The 23,234-nt window shown below is 68.4% G+C and carries 24 protein-coding genes; 11 read left to right on the top strand and 13 right to left on the bottom strand.

Features of this window, described 5'->3' with window-relative positions:
* Positions 1–153: 153 nt before the first annotated feature.
* Both BGP17_RS09335 and BGP17_RS09330 read left to right on the top strand, forming a co-directional pair.
* Complete coding sequence (locus BGP17_RS09335) at positions 154–1,104, top strand: glucokinase (protein WP_286711779.1); 951 nt, start codon at positions 154–156, stop codon at positions 1,102–1,104.
* Between the two features lie 76 nt (positions 1,105–1,180).
* The gene (locus tag BGP17_RS09330; RefSeq protein ID WP_167301190.1) at positions 1,181–1,555 is read left to right on the top strand and encodes a YkvA family protein; all 375 of its coding nucleotides are present in this window, start codon (positions 1,181–1,183) and stop codon (positions 1,553–1,555) included.
* Positions 1,556–1,598: 43 nt separating this feature from the next.
* Here BGP17_RS09330 and BGP17_RS09325 read toward each other — a convergent pair whose 3' ends face one another.
* Positions 1,599–2,831 (bottom strand): polyhydroxyalkanoate depolymerase, encoded by a 1,233-nt coding sequence (locus BGP17_RS09325; protein WP_167301057.1) that lies wholly within the window; start codon positions 2,829–2,831, stop codon positions 1,599–1,601.
* A gap of 274 nt (positions 2,832–3,105) precedes the next feature.
* On the opposite strand from BGP17_RS09325, the gene BGP17_RS09320 reads away from it, so the two are divergent.
* Positions 3,106–4,905, top strand: coding sequence for an ABC transporter transmembrane domain-containing protein (locus BGP17_RS09320; RefSeq protein WP_286711778.1), 1,800 nt, complete (start codon positions 3,106–3,108; stop codon positions 4,903–4,905).
* Between the two features lie 110 nt (positions 4,906–5,015).
* Here the strand turns inward: BGP17_RS09320 and BGP17_RS09315 are convergent, their stop codons facing one another.
* Positions 5,016–5,441: an organic hydroperoxide resistance protein gene (locus tag BGP17_RS09315; RefSeq protein ID WP_167301059.1), complete on the bottom strand. Its 426-nt coding sequence runs from the start codon at positions 5,439–5,441 to the stop codon at positions 5,016–5,018.
* 137 nt (positions 5,442–5,578) lie between these two features.
* Here BGP17_RS09315 and BGP17_RS09310 point away from each other — a divergent pair, with 137 nt between their 5' ends.
* Complete coding sequence (locus BGP17_RS09310; RefSeq protein WP_286711810.1) at positions 5,579–6,016, top strand: MarR family winged helix-turn-helix transcriptional regulator; 438 nt, start codon at positions 5,579–5,581, stop codon at positions 6,014–6,016.
* 219 nt (positions 6,017–6,235) lie between these two features.
* On the top strand, positions 6,236–7,405 hold the full coding sequence (locus BGP17_RS09305) for a saccharopine dehydrogenase family protein (protein WP_167301061.1): 1,170 nt from the start codon (positions 6,236–6,238) through the stop codon (positions 7,403–7,405).
* On the opposite strand, the gene BGP17_RS09300 is transcribed toward BGP17_RS09305, so the two are convergent.
* Together BGP17_RS09300 and rnr are read right to left on the bottom strand one after the other, a co-directional pair.
* Positions 7,406–7,723 (bottom strand): hypothetical protein, encoded by a 318-nt coding sequence (locus tag BGP17_RS09300; protein WP_286711777.1) that lies wholly within the window; start codon positions 7,721–7,723, stop codon positions 7,406–7,408.
* Between the two features lie 141 nt (positions 7,724–7,864).
* Complete coding sequence (gene rnr / locus BGP17_RS09295; protein ID WP_167301063.1) at positions 7,865–10,096, bottom strand: ribonuclease R; 2,232 nt, start codon at positions 10,094–10,096, stop codon at positions 7,865–7,867.
* Between the two features lie 54 nt (positions 10,097–10,150).
* On the opposite strand from rnr, the gene glpD reads away from it, so the two are divergent.
* Genes glpD through BGP17_RS09280 form a run of 3 tightly spaced genes read left to right on the top strand, consistent with a single transcriptional unit; the run spans position 10,151 to position 12,323 of the window.
* Positions 10,151–11,599, top strand: a complete 1,449-nt coding sequence (gene glpD / locus BGP17_RS09290) for a glycerol-3-phosphate dehydrogenase (protein WP_286711776.1) — start codon at positions 10,151–10,153, stop codon at positions 11,597–11,599.
* Complete coding sequence (locus tag BGP17_RS09285) at positions 11,596–11,943, top strand: hypothetical protein (RefSeq protein WP_286711775.1); 348 nt, start codon at positions 11,596–11,598, stop codon at positions 11,941–11,943. Before glpD ends, BGP17_RS09285 begins: the two co-directional genes overlap by 4 nt.
* 47 nt (positions 11,944–11,990) lie before the next feature.
* Positions 11,991–12,323, top strand: a complete 333-nt coding sequence (locus BGP17_RS09280; RefSeq protein WP_086131100.1) for a PilZ domain-containing protein — start codon at positions 11,991–11,993, stop codon at positions 12,321–12,323.
* A gap of 73 nt (positions 12,324–12,396) precedes the next feature.
* Here BGP17_RS09280 and BGP17_RS09275 read toward each other — a convergent pair whose 3' ends face one another.
* The 4 genes from BGP17_RS09275 to BGP17_RS09260 form a co-directional block, all read right to left on the bottom strand.
* Positions 12,397–13,398, bottom strand: coding sequence for a pectinesterase family protein (locus BGP17_RS09275; protein ID WP_286711774.1), 1,002 nt, complete (start codon positions 13,396–13,398; stop codon positions 12,397–12,399).
* Positions 13,395–13,970 (bottom strand): hypothetical protein, encoded by a 576-nt coding sequence (locus BGP17_RS09270; RefSeq protein WP_286711773.1) that lies wholly within the window; start codon positions 13,968–13,970, stop codon positions 13,395–13,397. Before BGP17_RS09270 ends, BGP17_RS09275 begins: the two co-directional genes overlap by 4 nt.
* A gap of 95 nt (positions 13,971–14,065) precedes the next feature.
* Entirely contained in the window at positions 14,066–14,668 is a 603-nt protein-coding gene (locus BGP17_RS09265; RefSeq protein WP_286711772.1) for a TIGR02466 family protein, read from the bottom strand.
* Positions 14,669–14,730: 62 nt separating this feature from the next.
* Positions 14,731–16,263 carry an aminoacyl--tRNA ligase-related protein gene (locus BGP17_RS09260; protein ID WP_286711771.1) on the bottom strand — a complete coding sequence of 511 codons (1,533 nt, stop codon included), beginning with the start codon at positions 16,261–16,263 and terminating at the stop codon, positions 14,731–14,733.
* Positions 16,264–16,367: 104 nt separating this feature from the next.
* Between BGP17_RS09260 and BGP17_RS09255 the strand changes: the two genes are divergently transcribed.
* Positions 16,368–17,030 (top strand): hypothetical protein, encoded by a 663-nt coding sequence (locus BGP17_RS09255; RefSeq protein WP_286711770.1) that lies wholly within the window; start codon positions 16,368–16,370, stop codon positions 17,028–17,030.
* Positions 17,031–17,069: 39 nt separating this feature from the next.
* Positions 17,070–17,975 carry a DMT family transporter gene (locus tag BGP17_RS09250; protein WP_167301072.1) on the top strand — a complete coding sequence of 302 codons (906 nt, stop codon included), beginning with the start codon at positions 17,070–17,072 and terminating at the stop codon, positions 17,973–17,975.
* A 35-nt stretch (positions 17,976–18,010) separates the two neighbouring features.
* Here the strand turns inward: BGP17_RS09250 and BGP17_RS09245 are convergent, their stop codons facing one another.
* Together BGP17_RS09245 and BGP17_RS09240 are read right to left on the bottom strand one after the other, a co-directional pair.
* Positions 18,011–18,592: a DUF938 domain-containing protein gene (locus BGP17_RS09245; RefSeq protein ID WP_286711769.1), complete on the bottom strand. Its 582-nt coding sequence runs from the start codon at positions 18,590–18,592 to the stop codon at positions 18,011–18,013.
* Positions 18,589–19,107: a CcdC protein domain-containing protein gene (locus tag BGP17_RS09240; protein WP_286711768.1), complete on the bottom strand. Its 519-nt coding sequence runs from the start codon at positions 19,105–19,107 to the stop codon at positions 18,589–18,591. Before BGP17_RS09240 ends, BGP17_RS09245 begins: the two co-directional genes overlap by 4 nt.
* Positions 19,108–19,238: 131 nt before the next feature.
* Between BGP17_RS09240 and BGP17_RS09235 the strand changes: the two genes are divergently transcribed.
* Positions 19,239–19,712, top strand: coding sequence for a methyltransferase family protein (locus tag BGP17_RS09235; protein WP_167301074.1), 474 nt, complete (start codon positions 19,239–19,241; stop codon positions 19,710–19,712).
* A 9-nt stretch (positions 19,713–19,721) separates the two neighbouring features.
* On the opposite strand, the gene BGP17_RS09230 is transcribed toward BGP17_RS09235, so the two are convergent.
* From BGP17_RS09230 to gcvPA, 3 genes are all read right to left on the bottom strand, one after another.
* Positions 19,722–20,057 carry a phage tail protein gene (locus tag BGP17_RS09230; protein ID WP_167301075.1) on the bottom strand — a complete coding sequence of 112 codons (336 nt, stop codon included), beginning with the start codon at positions 20,055–20,057 and terminating at the stop codon, positions 19,722–19,724.
* Positions 20,058–20,263: 206 nt separating this feature from the next.
* Positions 20,264–21,838: an aminomethyl-transferring glycine dehydrogenase subunit GcvPB gene (gene gcvPB / locus BGP17_RS09225; RefSeq protein WP_286711767.1), complete on the bottom strand. Its 1,575-nt coding sequence runs from the start codon at positions 21,836–21,838 to the stop codon at positions 20,264–20,266.
* Positions 21,835–23,193, bottom strand: a complete 1,359-nt coding sequence (gene gcvPA, locus BGP17_RS09220; RefSeq protein ID WP_286711766.1) for an aminomethyl-transferring glycine dehydrogenase subunit GcvPA — start codon at positions 23,191–23,193, stop codon at positions 21,835–21,837. Before gcvPA ends, gcvPB begins: the two co-directional genes overlap by 4 nt.
* Between the last annotated feature and the right edge of the window lie 41 nt (positions 23,194–23,234).

Genomic DNA, 23,234 nt, shown 5'->3' with positions numbered 1-23,234 from the left:
TCGCTTGTAACAAAGCCGCTTGCACGAATGGCTTTGTTCGCTTTACTCTCTGACAACGCTGCCAATCGCAATCTTGTTGCTCATGGGGTGACTGTTAGCGATAACAGTATTCGGACTCCGCAAAGCGGGGCCGATCGGACAGGGGGTGCGTCGATGGGCGAAGGCTTGGCGTTGGTGGCCGATATCGGCCGCCAATCGGTGCGGTTCGGGCTAACCGGCGGCGAGGCGGGGCCGGCGCCACGCGACATCCGGCGGTTCTCGACCAGCGAGCATCCCACCTTCACCAGCGCTCTCGTCTCCTATCTGAGCGGCCTGGGACTTCAGGACGCGCGGCTGCCGAGCGTGCTGGCCGTGGCCGGCGCGGCGCGCGGCGACCTGATCAACCTGACCGGCAGCCGCTGGTACATCTCGCTCGCCGGCGTCGAGGCTGTGCTGCGCGCGCCGCCTCGCGCGCTCAACGAATGCGCCGCCAATGCGCTGGCGCTCACCACCCTGCCGCCCAGCGCCTTCACCCCGCTGCACGGGCCGCCGCCGCGCGCAGTGGAGCCCGGCGGCACCTATGTCGTGATCGGGACCGGCACCGGGCTCGGCGTCGCCGCGTTGATCAGCGCGGGCGGGCGGCTCGTCCCCGTGCAGAGCGAGGCCGGCCACATCGCCTTCGCGCCCGAGACGGCGGACGAACGCAAGTTCGCCGAGTTCTGCCGGAAGCGCGGCCATGCGCTCGACGTGGAGACGCTGGTCAGCGCGCCGGGACTGTGCCTCGCCTATGAAGCATTGTCCGGAGGCATCAGGATGGCCTCGCCCGAGGACATCACCCGCAGCACCGCGCGCGACCCGATCGCGGCGGCGGTGGTGCGCATGTTCGTCGAGCACCTCGGTGCCTTTGCCGGGGATCTCGCGCTCGCCTTCGGCGCCTGGGACGGCGTCTACCTCACCGGCGCGATCAGCCGCGCGCTCCACTCCCATCTCCTGGATCCGGGCTTCCGCCGCCGGATGGAGGGCAAGGCCGCGTTCCGCCGCCAGCTCTCCGACGTCCCGGCAGTGCTGGTCAACCGCAACGATCTCGAACTGATCGGCGCGGCTGCCGCCTATGGGAACGCCTGACGCCATCTGCCGCGTGTCGCCGCCGGGGTGATGGATGGCGCTTGACGCTGGGAGCGGCCCGAGCCACCCCGTCTCCATGACCGGCCCATCGCTAGCGCACCGCATTCGCACCGAAGCGCACGCCATCTGGTTCGCGGTGCGCGATCCGCGCACGCCGTTGCTCGCCAAGCTGGTCGGCGTGCTGGTCGCCGCCTATGCGCTTTCGCCGATCGACCTGATCCCGGATTTCATTCCGGTCCTCGGCCTCGTCGACGATGCGATCGTCATTCCGCTCGGCGTCTGGCTGTTCGAGAAGCTGATCCCGCCCGCGCTCTTTGCCGAGCACCGCGCCCGCGCCGAGATCGAGACGCAGCGGCCGGTCAGCTGGCCCGGCGTGCTGCTCATCCTGGCGATCTGGATCGGCGTCGCCTGGCTGATCTGGAGCATAGTCGCGACCAGCGAATATAACTGATCCGGTCTCCCCTCCGTTCCAGGGAGGGGAAGAGCCACGCCGCTCAGCCCGGATTCGCCGCCATCCACTGTTCCAGGATCGGCGCGATGCGATTGCGCCACTTGGAGCCGTTGAAGATGCCGTAATGGCCCACGCCCTCGGCGAGGTGATAATGCTTCAGATCCTCGGGAAGCGCAGTCGCGATGGTCAGCGCCGCCCTGGTCTGGCCGATGCCCGAAATATCGTCCTTCTCGCCCTCGATCGCGAGGATGGCCACATCCCGGATCGCCGCCGGATCCACCTTGCGCCCGCGATGCGTCATCGTGCCCCGGGGCAGCGCATGCGCCTGGAACACCGTGTCGATCGTCTGGAGATAGAATTCGGCGGTCATGTCGCAGACCGAGCGGTACTCCTCGTAGAATTTCATCGTCGCGTCGGCGCTCTCGTCATCGCCCTGGACGAGATGCTTGAACATCTCCCAGTGCGAGATCATGTGGTTGCCGAGGTTCATCGTCATGAAGCCCGCGAGCTGCAGGAAGCCCGGATAGACTTTCCGCCCCGCCCCGGCATAGCTCATCGGCACGGTGGCGATGACGTTCTGCTCGAACCAGCTGAACGGCCGCTCGGTGGCGAGCGTGTTCACTGCGGTCGGCGCTTCGCGCGTGTCGATCGGGCCGCCCATCATGGTGAGCGTCGCGGGGCGATTCGGATGCGCGTCGGCGCTCATCACCGCGACGGCGGCATAGGCCGGCACCGAGGGCTGGCATACCGCCAGCACATGCGGCCGCGGATCGCCGTCCTTGCCGATGAAGGCGAGGAACTCGACCAGATAATCGATATAGTCGTCCAGGTCGAAGCGGCCATGCGCGAGCGACACCAGCTTCGCGTCGCGCCAATCGGTGATGTAGACGTCCGCCACCGGCAGCATGCGCTCGACCGTGCCGCGCAGCAGCGTAGCATAGTGGCCGGACATCGGCGCGACGATCAGCAGCTTCGGGCCGCCTTCCACGCCCGTGCGCACGAAGCGCTTGAGCTGGCCGAACGGCTTGCGCAGTACCACTTCCTCATGAACCTCGACCTGCCGGCCGTCGACCGTCGTATGATCGAGCCCGAATTCCGGCTTGCCGCGGGGAGCGGAGGCATGGGCGAACACTTCGAGCGCCGAGGCGAGCACCGGTCCGCCGCCGAAATAGGCGAACGGATTGGCCGGATTGTTCAACAGCCCCGCGGAAAAATTGGCCAGCGCGCTCGCACCTGCGAGAAGCGAGCGCTGAATCTCATAAGCGTCGTACAGCATTGCGTCCCTTCCGCCGTCCCCCTCCCCAAAAACGGCGGCGGCTATGTTAGCGTTATAGGCGAGCCGTGCTGCGGCGCAACGCCGGGCAAGGCCGTAATGCGACGGAACGATGCGCAGCTCCCATACCGTAACCACGAAATCGCAGTCGATATCCGGCTAACCCCCTCTGTACACACGACGAACTGGCCGTTCCGGAATTCCTGTGGATATCCGGGCAACCCGTCCCGGCAAAGGACGGTTCCCCTCTCTCTCCAATCGCGCTAGTCCGCCGCGCATGGCCGAACCCGTCCCGCCTGCGCCCGCGCTCCCCCCGTCCGATGGGCCGCAGCGGCGCAAGATCTCCAATCTCCTGGTCGTTTGGGGCTTCACGCGGCGCTATCCGCTTCAGCTGCTGATCGCGATCGTCGCGCTGATCGGCTCGTCGCTGACGACGCTGCTGATCCCCCGCACCTTCCAGAAGATCGTCGACCATGGCTTCGCCGCCGGAGCGGACACCAGCCGGATCGGCATCTATTTCCAGGGGCTGCTGCTCGTCGTCGTGGCGCTCGCGGCCTTCACCGCGGTCCGCTTCTATTTCGTTTCCTGGCTGGCCGAGCGCACCGTCGCGGACCTGCGCATGGCGGTGCACCGCAACCTGCTCCGCCTCCCGCCCAAATGGTTCGAGGAGAACCGCCCGTCCGAGATCGCCTCGCGCCTCACCGCGGACACCGCGGTGGTCGAGCAGGTGGTCGGCTCCACCGTCTCGATCGCGCTCAGGAACCTGCTCACCGGCGCGGGCGGCGTCATCTATCTCTTCGCGCTCGCGCCCAAGATCGCCGCCTATCTGGTCGTCGGCATCCCGGTCACCATCCTGCCGATCGTCTGGCTGGGCAGCCGGGTGCGGCAATTCTCGCGCACCAGCCAGGACCGGGTGGCCGATGTGGGCGCGATCGCCTCGGAGACGCTGGGCGCGATGCGCATCGTCCAGGCCTTCGGGCAGGAGCAGCGCGAGGCCGAGCGCTTCCAGGGCGCCGTCACCCGCACCTTCGAAGCCGGCAAGCGCCGCTTCGGCCTGCGCGCGATCATGACGGCGCTGGTGATCGGCTCGCTGTTCACGGCGATCACGCTGATCGTATGGGCCGCGGTGGCCGATGTCGCCGCCGGCCGGCTATCGGGCGGCTCGATCATGGCGTTCGTCCTCACCGCCGGCCTCGTCACCGGCTCGTTCGGCGCGCTTACCGAAGTCTATGGCGACCTGCTGCGCGCCTCGGGCGCGGCCAGCCGCCTCGCCGAACTGCTCCATCAGCAGCCCGACATCGCGGCCCCCGCCAGTCCCGTGCCACTTCCCCAGCCGCCCCAGGGCGCGCTCGCCTTCGACCGGGTCACCTTCCGCTATCCCACCCGCCCGGACAGCGCCGCGCTCACCGACTTCTCGCTCGAGGTCCGCCCCGGCGAGACGGTGGCGGTGGTCGGCCCCTCGGGCGCCGGCAAGTCGACGCTCTTCCAGCTGCTCCAGCGCTTCTACGATCCCGATGGCGGCGAAGTCCGTGTCGACGGTGTACCGGTCCCTGCGGCCGATCCGGCCGATATCCGCGCGCGCATGGCGATGGTGCCGCAGGAGACGGTGATCTTCGGCGCCTCGGCGCGCGACAATCTGCGCTATGGCGCCTGGGGCGCGACCGACGACCAGATCTGGGCCGCCGCCGAAGCCGCCAACGCCGCCGATTTCCTGCGCGACCTGCCCCAGGGCCTCGACACCTTCCTCGGCGAAGGCGGTGCGCGGCTTTCGGGCGGACAGCGCCAGCGCGTCGCCATCGCCCGCGCGCTGCTCCGCGACGCTCCCATATTGCTGCTCGACGAAGCCACCTCCGCGCTCGACGCCGAGAGCGAACGCCTTGTCCAGGACGCGCTCGAGCGGCTGATGGAGCACCGCACCACGCTCGTCATCGCCCATCGCCTCGCCACGGTGCGCGCCGCCGGCCGGATCATCGTCATGGAGGAAGGCCGCATCGTCGAGACCGGCACCCATGCCGAGCTGGTCGCGCGGGGCGGCCTCTACGCCCGGCTGGCCGCGTTGCAGTTCCACGAAGCCTGACACGGGCTTCGCGGCGGACCGAACCGGCCGATCCCGATCGGCTGCCGGCCCGCAACGGTGCCGGGGCTCCGAGCCCCGGCGGGCCGGCAGCGATCGGGCGGAAGGATGCCTCAGGCGATCGTCAGGCCCACATCGAGGTTGTTGCGGGTCGCATTCGAATAGGGGCAGATCTGGTGCGCGGCCTGGACGAGCTTCTCCGCATCGGCGCGCTCCACGCCGGGCAGGCTGATTTCCAGGTCGGCGGCGATGCCGAAGCCGCCCGCCGCGCGCGGTCCGATGCCGACGGTCGCGGTCACGCTGGTTTCGGCCGGAACCTTGATCTTGAGCTGCGCGCCCGCAACCTTCAGCGCGCCGATGAAGCAGGCCGAATAGCCGGCTGCGAACAACTGCTCGGGATTGGTCCCCTCGCCGCCCGCGCCGCCCAGTTCCTTCGGCGTCGAGAGCCTGGCGACGAAACGCCCGTCCTCGCTGCGGGCCTCGCCGTCGCGGCCGCCGGTGGCCGTGGCGCGGGTGCTGTACTTTACGTCAACCGACATGCTCGATCTCCTCATTTAAGCTCGCGATATTGTTTATCGCGATATCATTCAGCTAATGGGCGAATCGGGGCTTGTCCAGCGAATTCGTTATCGCGATATGGTTTTTGATGATATCGGCCTCGGCCAAGGAGACGACCATGCCTGCCGCGATGCCCCTCGACGACCAGCTCTGCTTCTCGCTCTACGCGACGAGCATGGCGATCACGCGCGCCTACAAGCCGATGCTCGACCGGCTCGGCATCACCTATCCGCAATATCTGGTGCTCCATGCGCTGTGGGAGCAGGACGGCCGCACCGTCGGCGCCATCGCCGATCGGCTCGCACTCGAATCGAGCACGGTGACCCCGCTGGTGAAGCGGCTCGAAGCGGCAGGCTTCGTCACCCGCGAACGCAATCCGCAGGACGAGCGCCAGGTCCAGGTGCGCCTCACCGATCGCGGCCGCCACATGCGCGAGGAATGCGGCTGCCTGGCGGAGGAACTGCTGGCCCGCTCGGGGATGCGCGGCGAGGAGCTGGGGGCGCTCAACCGCGACGTGAAAACGCTGTGGAATGCGCTGCGCGAGGCGCGGGACTGAACGCCGTGCCAGCTTGATGCGAAGCAGCGGCGACGCGCTCGATCACCATACCGCCTCTTCCAATATTGACCTTCCTCTGCTTCACTCAAATCCGTTCGGAGCCATCGCTTCGGGCAGAGGGCAAGGCGCGGCACTCCCGTACGTGCGATCGGGAGCGTCAACGGAATCAATGAATCGTTCAACTACGCGGTTGAACGTCAAGGAGCAGGAAACGAGCAGATGGCAGACCGCGAATTCGATATCATCGTCTATGGCGCCACCGGCTTCACCGGCCGCCTCGTCGCCGAATATCTTGCGGGCCATTATCCGGACGTGAAATGGGCGATGGCCGGGCGCTCGCTCACCAAGCTGCAGGAGGTCCGGGACGAGATCGGCGCGCCGGCATCGACTCCGCTGCTCACCGCCAATGCCGATGATCCCGCCGCGCTGAAGGCGATGGTTGCCCGCGCCACGGTGGTGATCACCACGGTCGGCCCCTATCAGCTCCATGGCGAGGCGCTGCTCGCCGCCTGTGTCGAGACGGGCACCGCCTATGTCGACCTGTGCGGCGAGCCGGCGTGGATGGGCCAGATGATCCGCAAATACGAAGACGCGGCCAAGGCCAGCGGCGCGCGCATCGTCTTCTCCTGCGGTTTCGATTCGATCCCCTTCGATCTCGGCGTGTGGACCGTGCAGCAGGCGGCGATCGCCCGCTTCGGCCGGCCGGCGCCGCGCGTGAAGGGCCGGGTGCGGGCGATGAAGGGCACCTTCTCGGGCGGCACCTTCGCCAGCGGCAAGGCCTCGATGGCCGCGGCGGCCAGGGACCCCGCGATCCTCAAGCTGATGCTCGATCCCTTCGCGCTCACGCCGGGCTTCGCGGGGCCCGCCCAGCCAAACGGCATGGTTCCCTATCATGACGAAGCGATCGACGCCTGGGTCGCGCCCTTCATGATGGCAGTGATCAACACCAAGAACGTCCATCGCTCGAACTTCCTCGCCGGCCAGCCCTATGGCGCGGACTTCCAATATGACGAGATGCTGGTCGTTCCCGGCCTTGGCGAGATCGGCAAGGCCGCGGCCGAGGCGATGGCCAAGATCAATCCGATGGCGGCGGACAAGGGCCCGGCACCGGGCGAGGGGCCGAGCAAGGAGGAGCGCGAGACCGGCTTCTACGACATCGCCTTCGTGGCGGAGATGCCCGACGGGCAGCGCCTCTCGGCCATAGTGAAGGGGGACCGGGATCCCGGCTATGGCTCGACCAGCAAGATGATCGCCGAGAGCGCGCTCTGCCTGATCGAGGATGTGCCGGCGGCGGGCAAGGGCGGCATCTGGACGGCGGGAGGCCTGATGGCCGCGCCGCTGGCCAGGCGGCTGGAGGCGCATGCCGGCCTCAGCTTTGCGGTCGACTGATCAGTAGAACAGCATCGTTACCCCGGCGGCGGCGAGGCAGAGGACGATCACCACCGGCACCATGATCGCCCGGGTACGGTCCAGCTGCTTCCGGAAGGCGGCGAGGTCGAACCAGTAGCGCCCCGCCTCCACCTCGTGGACGAGGCCGGCGCCGCGCATGCGCTCGAACTGGGTTCGCTCGATCCGGTCCTGGGGCACGAAGGAGACCGCCTCCTCGGCGGTCACTGCGTGCTGGGCAAAGAAATGCGCGCGGATCCGCTGCCGCGCCCGCATGGCCAGGGCGCCGATGGAGACTGGCGCATGGGACCTGAACATCATCGGGACATCCCCGGCCTGCCCCATGCCGGTGAGGCGGCGCGGGCCGGAACCAAGAGGACGGGCGTCGACATCGGGTCGGTTCCCCCGGAATATTAGGATGCGAGCATAAACCCCTGCGCCCGCCGGTTCAATCGTCCTCGCTCAACGGCTCTTGTGCCGGATATTGGGCGGCCGGCCGCGGCGCTTGATGGGGCGGGGGCGCCCCTTGCCGCGATCCCTGGCAAAGGCGGACGGGCCCGCCGAGCCCTTGCCGTCGGGCAGTTCGAAGCGGAGCGCGCCGGAAACCGGATTGGCCTCCACCAGCCGGAGCCGGAGGCGCTGGCCCAGGGTGAATTCCTCGCCGCTCTCGTCGCCCACCAGCCGTTGCCCGGCCTCGTCATAGCGGAAATATTCGGTGCCCAGGTCCCGCGCCGCGACCAGCCCGTCGCCGCCGACGCCGTCCACCGTGGCGAAGAAACCGAAGCTCTGCACCCCGGTGATCCGCGCCTCCAATATTTCGCCGACATGGTTGGCGAGATAGGCAGCGACATAGCGGTCGATGGTCTCCCGCTCGGCCTCCATCGCCCGGCGCTCCAGGCTGGAGATGCTCTCGCCGATCCGCTCCATTCCCGCGGCTTCCTCGGCCGTCAGCCCGCCGGGGCCCAGGGCATAGGCCTCGACCAGCGCACGGTGGACGATCAGATCGGCATAGCGGCGGATCGGCGACGTGAAGTGCGCATAGCTGCCCAGCGACAGGCCGAAATGGCCGTGATTGGCAGGGCCATAATAGGCCTGGGTCTGGGTGCGCAGCACCTGCTGCATCACCTGCTCGCGGAAGTCGCTCTCCCCCACCCGTTCGAGGATGCGGTTGAAGGTAGCCGGCTTGATGACCTGGCCCAGCGCGAACTCCACCCCGAAGGTCTTCAGATACTCCCGCAGCGCGACCAGCTTCTCCCGGGCCGGCGGCTCGTGGATGCGGTACATCACCGGCGCCTTCTTCGCCTCCAGCGCCTTGGCCGCGGCGACGTTCGCCGCGATCATATAGTCCTCGATCAGCTTGTGCGCGTCGAGCCGCTCGCGCGGCGCCACGGATAGGATGCGGCCCATCTCGTCGAGCACGATCCGGCGCTCGGGCAGATCGAGGTCGAGCGGCTCGCGCTTGTCGCGCGCCTTATTGAGGGCGTGCCAGCAGTCCCAGAGCGGCCTGAGCGCCGTCTCGGTCAGCGGGTGATCGAGCGTGCCGTCGATCGCCGCCTGGGCGTCCTCATAGGCGATGTTGGCCGCGATGCTGACCACGGCGCGGGTGAAGCGCCAGCTCTTCAGCTCGCCATGCCTGCCGATCTGGAGGTGGCAGGCGAGCGCAGCCCGGTCCTCGCCCTGCTTGAGCGAGCAGACTTCCGCCGAGAGGATCTCGGGCAGCATCGGCACGACGCGATCGGGGAAATAGACCGAGTTGCCGCGCTTGCGCGCCTCGCGGTCCAGCTCCGAGCCGGGGCGGACATAGAAGGACACGTCGGCGATCGCGACGACGGCCTTCCAGCCGCCGTCGTTCTTCGGATCCTCGTCGGGCGCCGCCCAGACCGCGTCGTCATGGTCGCGCGCATCGGCCGGGTCGATCGCGACGATCGGCAGGTGGCGAAGATCCTCCCGCTTGCCCAGATCGAGGCGGGACACCCGCTCGGCCTCGTCGAGCAGCTCCTGCGAGAAGATATTGGGGATCGAGTGCCGGTGGATCGCGATCAGCGAGAAGCTGCGCGGCGCGAAGGGATCGCCCAGCACTTCGACCACCTTGGCGGTGATTCGCGGCGGCCGGCCGGCCTTCTCGGCGAGGACGAGGTCGCCCGATTGGGCGCCGCCGGCATCGGAGACCGGCCAGTTGCGCCGCTCCTTCTTCTCCACGCCCTGCAGCCAGAGCCGCCCGGCCTCTTCCTTGAGCACGCCGAGCATCAGCTCCTCGCCGCGGGCGAGCTTCTTCATCGGATGCGCGATCCAGCCGTTGCCGGCCTCTTCGGTGCGAGCGAGGATGCGGTCGCCGATGGCGAGCGCGGAACGCTTGCCGCGCGCTTCGCGGACGCGGAGCCGCGGCACGGGCACGCCTTCGGCCTCCCAGCGCTCGGGCACCGCCCAGGTGGTGTCGCCGTCCGCATCGGTGACGCGCAGCACGGTGACCTTGGGCACGCCGCCCATCCTGTGGAAGGCGCGGCCCGGGGCGACGTCGATCAGCCCCTCGTCGCTCATGTCCTTGAGCAAGGCCTTGAGCAGGATCTTGTCCTGCCCATGCAACCCGAAGGCCTTGGCGATCTCGCGCTTGCCGGCCGGCGTATCGGAATTGGTGATGAAATCGAGAATCTGCTGCCGCGTGGGCAGCCCTGCTTTGATTTTGGTTTTTGCCATTGACCCCCAAGATAGGGACTCGCGGGCTCGCTGCCAACGCCGTAACCTGCCTCCGTGGCATATGACCTGCTCATCGCCGGCGGCGGGATCAACGGGTGCGCGATCGCCCGCGAGGCCGCGTTGCTCGGCCTGAAGGTGCTGCTCGTCGAGAAGGACGACCTCGCCAGCCATACCAGCTCGGCCTCGACCAAGCTGATCCATGGCGGGCTGCGCTATCTCGAAAGCTACGAGTTCCGCCTGGTCCGCGAGGCGCTGCACGAGCGCGAGCGGCTGCTGGAGGCGGCACCGCACCTGATCCGCCCGCTCACCTTCGTGCTGCCCCATGCCCATGCGGTGCGGCCCTGGTGGATGGTCCGGCTCGGCCTCTATCTCTACGACGCGCTGGCGGTGGGCGGCGATTCCACCCTGCCCCGCTCGCGGAGCCTGCGTGCCAGGGACAAGGCGTTCACCGGTCCCCTGGCCGGCACCCATCGCGGCTTCGTCTATTCGGACTGCCGGGTGGACGATGCCCGCCTCACTCTGGCCAATGCGCTCGACGCCGCGCATCACGGCGCCGAGATCGCGACGCGGACCGAGCTGCTTGCCGCCCGGCGCGAAGGCGGGGCCTGGCGCGCCGAGCTGTCCGACGGCCGCACCGTCACCGCGCGCGGGCTGGTCAACGCCGCCGGCCCCTGGGTGCGGCGCCTCCTCGACACGCTGGCTATTGCTAATCATTCGCGGACCCGGCTGGTCAAGGGCAGCCATATCGTGGTGCCCAGGCTGTATGACGGCGACCATGCCTATATCCTCCAGCAGCCCGACCGGCGGATCGTCTTCGCCATTCCCTATGAAGGCGGCTTCACCGAAATCGGCACCACCGACATCCCGGTCGACCGGCCCGAGGATGCGATGTGCTCGCCGGAGGAACGGACCTATCTCTGCGAGGCGGTGAACCGCTATTTCACGCGCCAGATCGTGCCCGCCGACATCGTCTGGAGCTGGTCCGGCGTACGGCCGCTGCACGACGACGGCGCCGCCAGGGCCCAGTCGGTGACGCGCGACTATGTGCTCGAGCTCGACGAGGACGGCCCGCCCCTGCTCTCCATCTTCGGCGGCAAGATCACCACGGCGCGCGCCCTGGCCGAGGAAGCGCTGGGGAAGATCGGGCCCGTGCTCGGCGCGAAGGTCGAGCCGGTGACGCGTGCCCGCGTCTTCCCCGGCGGCGCGATCGCCGATTTCGACCGGTTCGTTGCCACCGCCAAGGCACGCTGGCCGTTCCTGGGCGATGCGCGGGCCGAGCGGATGGCGCATGCCTATGGCTGTGGCCTGGCCGACATGCTGCGCGACCTGACCGACCTGGGCGAGGATCTGGGCGCAGGGCTCACCGCCACCGAGATACGCTGGATGCGCGACCATGAATGGGCGCGCACCGCCGAGGACGTGCTGTGGCGGCGGAGCAAGCTGGGGCTGCATGCCGGGCCGGAGCTGGCGGAACGGGTGACGCGGGTGCTGGAGGAGAAATGATCGCCTCCCTGCTCGCCCTGACCCTGGCCGGCAGCCCTCCGATGCTCTGCCGCACCGTCCATGGCCGGCTGTTCGCGTCGAACGGCAACCCCGCGATGCGCATCTGGGTGGTGGGCACGAAGCGCATCCTCGGCATCGATGCCGACGAGGATCTGTTGCTCGACCGGTTGCCGGCCAATGTCCGCAAGCTCTGGGCACCGACCGGCAATCTGTTCAACGCCAGCATCTATGGCGACTTCCGCGTCTGTGCCCGGAAGCCGCAACGGCCCGGCGTGATGCAAAGAGTGATCGTCACCCACGCCGGCCGCCTCCGCCTCGATCGCTACGACGGAGGACCGCCTTAAGTGCTTGTTAAACCGTCCGCGGCAGGGTTGCGCCGGGGCGGAGAGAGATGGCGACCAAATTCTCGCAATATCGGACCGTGACACCCGCGCTCGTCGAACAGCGCGCGGCGACGCGTCACCGCATCCTCGTCACTCGCGCTACGGTGACGAAGCGCGGCAACAAGCCGGTCGAGGCGATGCTCCACGATCTCTCGGTCTATGGCTGCCGTCTCGCCTGCGCGGCCCCGCACGGCGCAGGCGACAAGGTATGGCTCAGCCTGCGCGACGATCTGCCCGTGCCTGCGACCATCGTCTGGAATGACGGCGCACATATCGGCTGCCGGTTCGACGACCCGATCGAGCGGAGCCTGGTGCGGCAGCTGACCCTGGTGATCCGCTGATCCCGCGCGGCGGGCCGAGTCGGTTCCCGAAGGGCGCGAAGGCCGCGCCATCCGCCGGAAAGGCGGCAACGGGCTAGAACCCGATCACATTGGCCCGAGTGAAGCGCTTCGCCGCTTCCGCCGTCAGCAACCGGCGATCGGCTCCGGCCGGCGCCGCGCCCGGCCCGGCATTGCCGAACTCCCATAGCCGCGCCTCGGGCGGGGTCAGGCGGCGCTGCTCGCCATCGGGTCCCTTATATCCCATCCAGGTCCAGCCTTCGCGGCGGATATGGGCGTCCATCCAGCATTGGAGGAACGCCGCCTGGCCCGTGAGCGCCATGTTGCCGCCGGCACGCCAGGGGCGGCCGAGCCAGGTCGAGCCATCCGGCACGCCGGCCTCGCGGCGCAGGCGGCAGCGAGAGAAGACCAGGCCGAATTCCTGCGCGGCGGGAGTACTGGGCGCAGCGACATAGCCGAAGCCATCGGCGTTCGGGACGTAGCGCGTGACGATCTCGCAGCCTTCGAACCAGGCCGCCGCGCCACCGAAAATGAAGTCCACCCCGCCGACGATACGGGTATCGGTGATCAGGCTGCGAGCCTGGAGGTAGAAGCTGTCCTGATAGCCGAGCAGCACGCAACGATCGACGATCATATGGTCCGCCTCGCGGCCCACCGCCAGCGCCACTGCCTGCGCGCCATTGCCGGCGCCGTCCCGGCGCGCACCGATATAGTCGAAGCTGTTGCGGATGGTGAGGCCGCGCAGCGTCACGTTCGGCGCGGCGATGGCGAGCGTCCCCGATCCGCCGGTACCCCAGCTGCCGCCACCGGGCTTCGCCGTGCCGGCCGCGGTGCCATATTGGAGGACCGTGCCGGGGCTGCCCTGAAGAGTGACGCCGGGCGCGCGCACCGTCAGCTTCTCGGTGAAGATGCCGGGCCGGAGCAGGATGCGGAAGGGGCGCCCCGCCTTCTCCGCCTGCGCCAGCGCAGCGCCGAGGGTGCCGGTGGCGGGGTCGACCACCGCATCCCATGGTTCGCCGGCCCGGGCCGAAAGCGGCAGCGCCAACGCACCGGCGAGCAGGGTGCGCCGCGCGATCATCCTCCGCCGATTCTCCGCGCGGCCCTGTGCCCGGCCGGAACCGCGCATCCCGTGGAACCGGCCAAGGGCCGGACGCTGGCGAGCAGCCGGTCAAGGGCTATCGGATACTGGCTGCGCCTTCGATCGCTCCGATAGAAGCTCAGATAGGCAGCGAGGGGCTGGTCTCGAAATACGAAGAACAGCGCGATGGTCTGCTCGCCCGGCTCGTTGGCATTGTCGGTCGACCGCGCCTCGACGGCTCGCGTGATGCCCGTAACCGACGCATGGGAAACGCTACGCGTCGAGGAAAATGCGTTGGCCCGGCGCCGCAGTTCCATCAGCTCCTCGATCGATTTCGCCTCGTCGGATCGCCGGCCGATCGCAAGAGTCGCAAATCCCCTTGGCAGGGTCTGCAGCGAATAGGGGCGTTCTCCAGGCGGCCCGGAGACAAGCAAGGGAATGGGGTTGCCCGCCACAACTTTCCATCCCGCCGGCACCTGGAAGCTGTAGCAGCTGTCCCTGTCGACAAGCCTGCCGCTTGCCGCGACATCATAGCCCTGCGCCGAGGCGGAAGCCCCGAACAGGCCCAGCACGATAGCGAGAAGCTCCATGACCGCGCTCCTGGAAAACCCCTGTGCGGCCCTCCGGAATATACCGATGGCTGTCCCGCGTCACCAGCGGACGGCAGTCATCCCCAGCGATAGTTGAAGCTGATGCTGATCCGCTGCGCCTTGCCCGATCCGGGCGGGACCTCGTGGCGCAGCCAGCTTTCCCAGAGCAGCACCGTGCCGGGCTCGGGCACGATCTCGACAAAGCCCTGCAGTGCCTCGGGCGCGTCTTCGAGGCGCGGGGGCGCGGCCATCATCATGGCGTGGCGCGGATCCTCGAGCTTCAGGCCCCGCGCGCCCGGGGGCAGCGCCACGTAGAGCGTGCCCGAGACGGCGCTGTGCGGATGGATGTGCGCGCCGTGCCCGCCCTTGCCGTCGAGCACGTTCACCCAGAGGCTGTCGAGCTTGAGCTTCCTGCCCCCCAGATCGAAGGCGCAGGCCTTGGCGAACTTCGCGACATGCTTGTCGAGCAGGCGCTTGAGATCGGCGAAATTGGGGTCGCGGATCGGCAGGTCGTCCAGCGAGGCGTAGCTGGTGTAGCCGCGATACTCATGCTCACGGCACCAGCGGCGGCCGGCCATGTCGTCCTCGGCGAGCTGGAGGCAGGATTGCTCCAGCGCCTCCAGGAGATCGGAGTCGCCCAGCGGCTGCTCGTACAGCAAGGTGGGGAAGAGCGTGCGCATGCCCCTATCCCGTCACCCCGTCACAAGGCCGGGGCGCGGATTTCGATCCGACGTGACGAGGCTCAATACGCACGCGCCACCAGGATGCGCTCGACCGCCGGCGCGCCGGTGAAGATGCAGGTGCCGGCGGCGGGCGCCGCATCGTTCGGCACGTTGCGGAACGTGAGCTTCAGCGCCTTCAACCGTTCGACCACCTTGTCGAGCTCGGCGCCGCTCGGCCTGGCCCATTCGACCTCGACCCAGCCGGGGAACTTGCCCGCGCCCTCGAAATAGCTCTCCAGCCCGGCAAAGTCGGCGACGTCGCGGACGATGTTCGCATCGGTGCGCGCCTTGGCTTCATCGTACAGCGCCTTCTGCACCGCTTCGAGCCGGCCGATGGCCTCGGCGAGGAACGCGTCGCGCGCAACGATGGCCGAATTGAGCTTGCCGTCCTCCTTGTACAGGTCGGTGCGGACGGTGACCGAGACGTTGCCGCCGGCCATGTCGCGCCCGCCGACCTCGACGACGAGCGGCGCCCCCTTCTTGATCCAGCCCCAACGCTTGGTGACCGCCTTGGCGGCGCGCAGATCGAGCAGCGCGCGAACGGGCTCGCCGAACGCATATTGCCGCGCCAGTTCCTGCTGGATGCCCTTGCAATAGTCGATCAGCGCGGCGTCGTCGTCATTGTCGCGCAGCATCGGCACGATCACCACCTGCCAGGGCGCGACGCGAGGCGGCACGCGCAGGCCGTCATCGTCGCCATGCGTCATGATCAGGCCGCCGATCATGCGGGTCGACATGCCCCAGCTCGTCGTCTGGGCCAGCTCGAGCTGGCCCTCCGAATTCTGGAACTTGATGTCCTGCGCGCTCGAGAAGGTGGTGCCGAGGAAGTGCGAGGTGCCCGCCTGGAGCGCCTTGCCGTCCTGCATCATCGCCTCAATCGAATAGGTCGAGACCGCCCCGGGGAAGCGCTCATTCTCGGGCTTCTCGCCGGCGATCACCGGCATCGCCACGCATTCCTCGGCGAAGCTGCGATAGACTTCGAGCATCTTCATCGTCTCTTCGCGCGCTTCCTCCACGCTGGCATGGGCGGTGTGCCCTTCCTGCCAGAGGAACTCGGCGGTGCGCAGGAACATGCGGGTGCGCATCTCCCAGCGGACGACGTTCGCCCACTGGTTGATCAGCACCGGCAGGTCGCGCCACGACTGGACCCAGCGGCTGAACGCGGCGCCGATCACCGTCTCCGAAGTGGGGCGCACCACCAGCGGCTCCTCCAGCTTCGCCTCGGGATCGGGGATCATCTTGCCGTCCTTGTGGATCAGCCGGTGATGCGTGACGACCGCCATCTCCTTGGCGAAGCCGTCGACATGCTCGGCCTCCTTCTCGAAATAGGAGAGCGGGATGAACAGCGGGAAATAGCAATTCTCGTGGCCGGTCGCCTTGATGCGATCGTCGAGCAGGCGCTGGATCCGCTCCCAGATGCCATAGCCCCACGGCCGGATGACCATGCAGCCGCGCACGCCGCTTTCCTCGGCCATGTCGGCCTCGGTGATGACGGTCTGGTACCATTCGGCGAAATTGGCTTCGCGGGTGACGTTGAGCGCATGCTTGATCATGATCGGGCGGATAGCGGCAAAGCTTGGCGCGGCAAAGAGGAGACACACTTGATTGTGCAGCCCTTCCCGCGCCAGTTGGACGGGTCGATGGTTTGGGGGATGCAGTGAGCGGACGGTGGCGGACCTTGGCACTGGTGCTGGTGGTGCTCGGCGCGATGGCCTGGGCGATCACCCAGGTTCGACCCGCGGGCCCGCAGAACCCCCTCACCGATCCGGCCTCGGTGGAACGCGAGCTGCTCGCCGACCGGCCCGGCGGGCTGCTGAGCGCGACCATCAAGCGGACCTTCCCCGAGGATTTCGAGGCGCTGAAGACGGTGGTGGCCGAGCGCGCCCGGGCCGGCGGCGGACCGCAGGACATCCAGCAGGCGGCAGGCGCGTTCGTCGGCGAGGCGACGCGGCGCCACCGCGCCGGCCTGATCCAGGCGCCGGCGCCGCAGCTGCGCGCCTATCTGGCGGCGGAGATCGCGCTGGTCGGCAAGCTCGCTGCGACATCGCCGGAGCGGTGCGACGCCTATTTCGCGGACCCGCTGGACGATGCCGGCTGGTTCGCGCCCGACCTGCGCGAACTGTATCTCCGGCAGAATATCGCGCTGTGGGAAGCCGCGGGGGAGGCGCGCGATCACCCCGCCGGCCGGGCGGCCTCACCGGCGGAAGCGAGGCCGGCGGCTTCGTGCGACGCGGGGCTGGCCGCGCTCGAAGCGATCGCGGCGCTCCCTCCGGCGCGGTTCGAACAGGTCTATCCGCAACTGCTCGCCACCGGCCATTGAGGGTTGCCGCCCGCGCGCCCCTGCCGCAAAGGCGGACAGGTGCAGGGCGATCAGATATTGAAGGGCATCTTGCTGCGGCTCTTCGCAGTCGCCTGCCTCGCTACGATGTCGGCGCTGATCAAGCTGGCCGAGATGCGCGGCGCCGGGCTGGTCGAGACGATGTTCCATCGCCAGCTCTGGGCAGTGCCGCTGGTGACCGCCTGGGTGGCAGCGGGCCCTGGCCTGGGATCGATCCGGACGCGGCGCTTCGGCGCACACGTCTCGCGCACGGCCGTGGGACTGACCGGCATGGTCTTCACCTTCGGCGCGGTGCTGCTGCTGCCGCTGGCCGAGGCAGTGACTTTCCAGTTCACCGTGCCGATCTTCGCGACGATCCTGGGCGCGCTGCTGCTCAAGGAGCCGACCGGCTGGCATCGCTGGGGCGCGGTGATCGCGGGATTCGTCGGCGTGCTGATCGTTGCGCAGCCGGGGAGCGCACATATTCCGGCGTTCGGGGCGATGGTGGGGCTGCTCGCCGCGCTTTTCGTGGCGATCGTGGCGATCCTGCTGCGCCAGATCGGCAAGACCGAAGCGACGGGGACGACGGTGTTCTGGTTCTCGGTCCTCTCCGTGCCGGTGCTGGCGATCCCCTATGCCTTCTCGTTCAAGCCGCATGACCCGGTGACCTGGGCGATGCTGGTGGGAATCGGGCTGATCGGCGGAGTCGGCCAGCTGGCGTTGACCGGATCGGTGAAGCACGCCCCGGTGAGCGCGGTGGTGCCGATGGACTATTCGAGCCTGATCTGGGGCACGCTCTATGGCTGGGCGATCTTCGGCATGTGGCCGAGCGCCTGGACCTGGCTCGGCGCGCCGGTGATCATCGCAAGCGGGCTCTACATCGTGTGGCGGGAGCGCAAGCGCGGCGTGGGCCCGGCGGTCACCAGCGCGGAGATGGAACCGGTGTGATCCTGCCGCTCCCCTCCGCTCCAGGGCGGAGCGCCCTAGGCCCGCCGGTACACCAGCATCAGATTGTTCGCCGGCATCTCGACCAGCCGTTCCAGCGACAGGCCGTGCGGCGCGGCCGCCGCGGTCACGGCTTCCACGAAACGTAACCCGAAGCGGGAATCCCTGTCCTTCAGCCACAGCTCGAACTGCTCGTTCGACGGCGCCGTCGCCACCCCTTCGCGACGATAGGGGCCATAGAGGATCAGCGGCGCCCCCGGGGCCAGCGCCGTGCCCGCCCCGGCGAGCAGCCCGAGCGTCGCTTCCCAGGGGCTGATATGGACCATGTTGACGCACAGGATCGCGTCCGCCGCCGGGAAGGCGCCCGTCGCCGCATCGATCTCCAGCGGCGCGCGGACATTGGCCAGCCCGGCACACCAGTCCGCGATCGAGGCCAGCGCATCGGCATCGGGGTCGCTGGGCTGCCAGACCAGGTCGGCAAAGCGCCCGGCGAAGAAGGCGCAATGCTCGCCGCTGCCGCTCGCGATCTCGAGCACATGGCCGCGCGCGGGCAGTTCCTCCGCCAGCACCGCGGCGATCGGATCGCGGTTCCGTTCGGTGGCGGGGGCGTGACGCCTCACCCGCCGCGCGCCTGCTCGAGCAGGCGGCGGGCGCGCAGGAACATCTCCACCCGCTGCACCGTCAGCATGCCGAGCGCGAAGGCGATCAGCACGTCGGTCATCGCCATCACGTCGAAATGCATGCCGGGGATGCCCAGCGAGTCGGCGTTGCGGGCCAGCGAGCGGATGAGGACCAGCGCAAGGATGAACGCCATCGCGGCAAGCGAGCCCCTTTGCGAAATCTCGTGCGTCTCCGGATTCACCTGGATGTGCATCATCCGGCCGCGCTGCCAGCCCAGCGCAGCTCCGGCGAGCAGGGCGGCCGCCGCCGCGGCCCAGGTCATCGGCGCCGGCGGGATGTTCCAGAAGGTGAAAGCGGTGATCGCCAGATAGAGCGCGGGCACGATCCACAGCCGCTCGATGCGCAACGGCCGTTCGCGCGTGAGCCGGCGGAAGCGCAGCGCGAGCACGACGAGGATGATCGCGATCGGGATGAGCTGGTAGAGCGGATTGGGATGGACGGGCTGCGTGTGCATCGATCGAGACCCCCGGAACTTGCAAGTGATCTATACAAGTAATACAGCATCTATGCCAGCCGAACTGGTTGGCAAAGGCAAGAGGATTGCGCATGCGGCCACGCCGGTCCATCAGGGCGCCCGGAGGGTTCATGGACGTCGATCACGATAGCGCGGGGGTGAAGTTCGCACCGCCGGCCGCTTTCCTTGGCACGCTGGTGGTGGGGCTGGCACTGGGCAAGCTGCTGGGCAGCCCCGACCTGCCGCTCGCCCATTCGACCGAGCGCGGCCTGGGCTCGCTGGCGACCCTGCTCGGCATCGGGATCATGCTCTCCGCCCTGGGGCTGTTCCGGGCCGCGGGCACCGATCACAAGCCGTGGAAGCGCTCCACCGCACTCGTCACCGACGGCGTCTATCGCTGGTCGCGCAACCCGATGTATTTCGGCATGGCGCTGGCCTATGCCGGCGTGGCGATCTGGATGGACAGCCTGATCGCCCTGCTGCTGCTCTTCCCGCTGATCATCGTGATCCAGCGCGAAGTGATCGAGCGCGAGGAAAGCTATCTCGCGCGCAAGTTCGGCGAGCGCTATCTCAGCTACAAGTCCGCAGTGCGCCGCTGGATCTGAGCCCGGCGCTCAGGGGTGCCGGGGGTAATCGCCGCGCACCGCGATGCAATAGCGCAGCTGCTTCTGCGGGTCGGTCGCCGCGGCGGGGATCACCTTGCGCAGGTCGGGCAGCGCGAAGTCCGTCCTGCCGTCGCCGCCATAGCTGTTGCCCAGCAGCGTGAAGAGCACCTGATAGTTGCGGATGGGCAGGAGCCGGCCATCGGCTTCGACCCAGCCATCGGGGCAATAGCGGACGGGAAAGAGCATGATCTCGCCGACAAAGGGGTCGTTGCCCGCATAGGCCGGCATCGGCGCGGAAAACGTGGCGGCGGCGATGGCGGTGGCGGCGAGCAGCGCGGTCTTCATGTCGGATTCCCCTTTGTCCGTTTCGCGGCACGCTGCCCCGGCGGCACGCGACAGGGCAAACCGCATTTGCACGGTTTCGGGGCTATCGGTCTGCGGCGCAAAGGAAAATATCCTATCGGCAGCAGACACCCAAGAGAAAGGGCCGAGGCATGAAGCCCCGGCCCTTCGCTATTCGGCCCTCCCCCGAGGCAAGAGGATGCCGGGGACTATTCCGCCGCTTCGGCTGCGGCCGGCGCCTTCCACGCCAGCACCGGCTTGCGCGCGGCGAGCGTCTCGTCGAGGCGGCGGCGCGGGGCGAAGTGCGGCGCGGTGCGGATCGTCGGGTCGCCGTTCTTGGCGCGGGCGGCCACGCTGCGGAAGGCGCCGATGAACTGGTCGAGCGTCGCTTTGCTCTCGGTCTCGGTCGGCTCCACCAGCATCGCGCCGTGGACGACGAGCGGGAAATAGACCGTCATCGGGTGATAGCCCTCGTCGATCAGCCCCTTGGCGATGTCGATGGTCGACAGGCCTTCGGGCAGGCCCCTGTCGCTGAAGATCGCCTCGTGCATGCACGGCCCGTACTTGGCGAAGGGCGCGTCGAGCACGTCCTCCATCGAGCGCAGGATATAGTTGGCGTTGAGCACCGAATCCTCGGCGACCTGGCGCAGGCCGTCGGCGCCGTGGCTGAGGATATAGGTCAGCGCACGCGTGAACATGCCCATCTGGCCGTTGAAGGCGGTCATGCGGCCGAAGGTGCCGGCATGATGCTCGCCTGCGGTCTCTTCCTCGACGAGGTGGAACTTGTCCCCCTGCTTCTCGACGAAGGGCAAAGGCGCATAGGGCGCCAGCGCCGCCGACAGCACGACCGGGCCCGAACCCGGGCCGCCGCCGCCATGCGGGGTCGAGAAGGTCTTGTGCAGGTTGATGTGCATCGCATCGACGCCGAGATCGCCCGGGCGGACCCGGCCGACGATCGCGTTGAAGTTGGCGCCGTCGCAATAGACATAGCCGCCCGCCGCATGGACCGCGTCCGAGATCGCCTTCATGTCGCGCTCGAACAGGCCGCAGGTATTGGGGTTGGTGATCATCACGCCGGCGATGTCCGGCCCCAGCCGCGCCTTGAGCGCTTCTAGGTCGACGCGGCCGTCCTCGGTGGCGGGGATGTCCTCGACCGAGAAGCCGGCGAACGCCGCAGTGGCCGGGTTGGTGCCGTGCGCGCTGGTCGGGACGAGCAGGATCTTGCGGTCCTGCTGGCCCTGCGCGTCGAGCGCCGAGCGAATCGCGAGGATACCGCAGAGCTCGCCATGCGCGCCGGCCTTGGGGCTCATCGCCACCGCCTGCATGCCGGTGAGCGTGATCAGCCAGTGCGCGAGCTGGTCGATGACTTCCAGCGCGCCCTGCACCGTGTCGACGGGCGCGAGCGGGTGGATGTCGGCAAAGCCCGGCAGCCGCGCCATGCGCTCGTTGAGGCGCGGATTATGCTTCATCGTGCACGAGCCGAGCGGGAACAGGCCCAGGTCGATCGCATAGTTCTGGCGGCTCAGACGCGTATAGTGACGCACCGTCTCGGGCTCGGACAGGCCGGGCAGGCCGATCTCGCTGTCGCGATAGAGATCGCCGAAGCGCGGCTTACCGATCGGCACCGAATCGAAATCGACGCCGGTGGTCTCGCTCGATCCGATCTCGAAGATCAGCGCTTCTTCGAGCATCAGTGCGCGGTTGCCGGTGAAGGTCGAGATATCGCTGGCCTCGCCCGCTTCCGGGGTGGTGGGGCGCCAGCCGGACTGGTTGATCGTGCTCATGCCAGCACCTCCTCGAGTGCGGAGGCAAGCGTCTCGACGTCCTCCCGCGTAGTAGTTTCGGTGACGGCGACGATCAGGCCGTTCTGGAGTGCGTCGGCGCCCGGATAGAGGCGGCCGAGCGAGACGCCGGCGAGGATGCCCTGGTCCGCGAGTTGACGCACAACCGGGCGTGCTTCCTTCGACAGCTTCAGCGTGAACTCGTTGAAGAAGGTCGGGGTGACCAGCTCGACGCCCGGCACCTGGGCCAAGCGGCCGGCAGCCTGATCCGCACCGGCATGATTGAGCATGGCGAGCTGGCGCAGGCCCTTCTCGCCCAGCAAAGTCATGTGCACCGACATGGCGAGCGCGCAGAGCACCGAGCTGGTGCAGATGTTGGAAGTCGCCTTCTCGCGGCGGATATGCTGCTCGCGGGTGCTGAGCGTCAGCACATAGCCGCGCTTGCCCTCGGCATCGACCGTCTCGCCGCAGAGGCGGCCCGGCATCTGGCGGACCAGCTTCTCCGAACAGGCGAACAGGCCGACATAGGGCCCGCCGAACTGGAGGCCGACGCCGAGCGACTGGCCCTCGCCCACCACGATGTCCGCGCCCATCTCGCCCGGCGCCTTGATCGCGCCCAGCGCCACCGGCTCGGTGACGACGGCGACGAGCAGCGCCTTCTTCGCATGCGCGGCCTCGGCGAGCTTGGAGAGGTCGGCGATGCGGCCGAGAATGTCGGGATACTGGACCACGACGCAGCTGGTGTCGTCGTCGATCCGGGCGATCAGGTCATCGGTATCCGGGGTCGGGCTCAGCGTCGGCAGCGACGTGACGAGCTGGTCGCCGGTGAACTTGGCCATGGTCTCGGCGACCGAGACATAATGCGGGTGGAGGCCGCCCGAGAGGATCGCCTTGCCGCGCTTGGTGACGCGCCGCGCCATGGTGATGGCTTCCCAGCACGCGGTCGAGCCGTCGTACATCGAGGCATTCGCCACGTCGCAGCCGAGCAGCCGCGCGACCTGCGACTGGAACTCGAACATCATCTGCAGCGTGCCCTGCGCGATTTCCGGCTGATAGGGCGTGTAGGCGGTGAGGAACTCGCCGCGCTGGATGATGTGATCGACGCTCGCCGGCACGTGATGGCGATAGGCGCCGGCGCCGAGGAAGAAGGGCGCCGCCCCCGCCGCCAGGTTCTTCGCCGCCAGCCTGGTCATGTGGCGTTCGACGGCAAGCTCGCTGGCATGCATCGGCAGGCCGGCGATCGGGCCGTCGAGCACCGCGCTGGCGGGCACGTCGGCGAAGAGGTCGTCGATCGACCTGGCGCCGACGACGCCGAGCATCGCCTCGCGATCGGGCTGGGTAAGGGGCAGGTAGCGCATTCAATTCCTCCAAGGCCCCTCCCCGTTTGGGAGGGGTTGGG

Origin of the sequence: Sphingomonas sp. 67-41 (assembly GCF_001899725.1) — a bacterium.
Classification (GTDB): domain Bacteria; phylum Pseudomonadota; class Alphaproteobacteria; order Sphingomonadales; family Sphingomonadaceae; genus Sphingomonas; species Sphingomonas leidyi.
The sequence above is the reverse complement of the archived record's forward strand: the minus strand, read 5'-3'. Positions and strand labels throughout refer to the sequence as shown.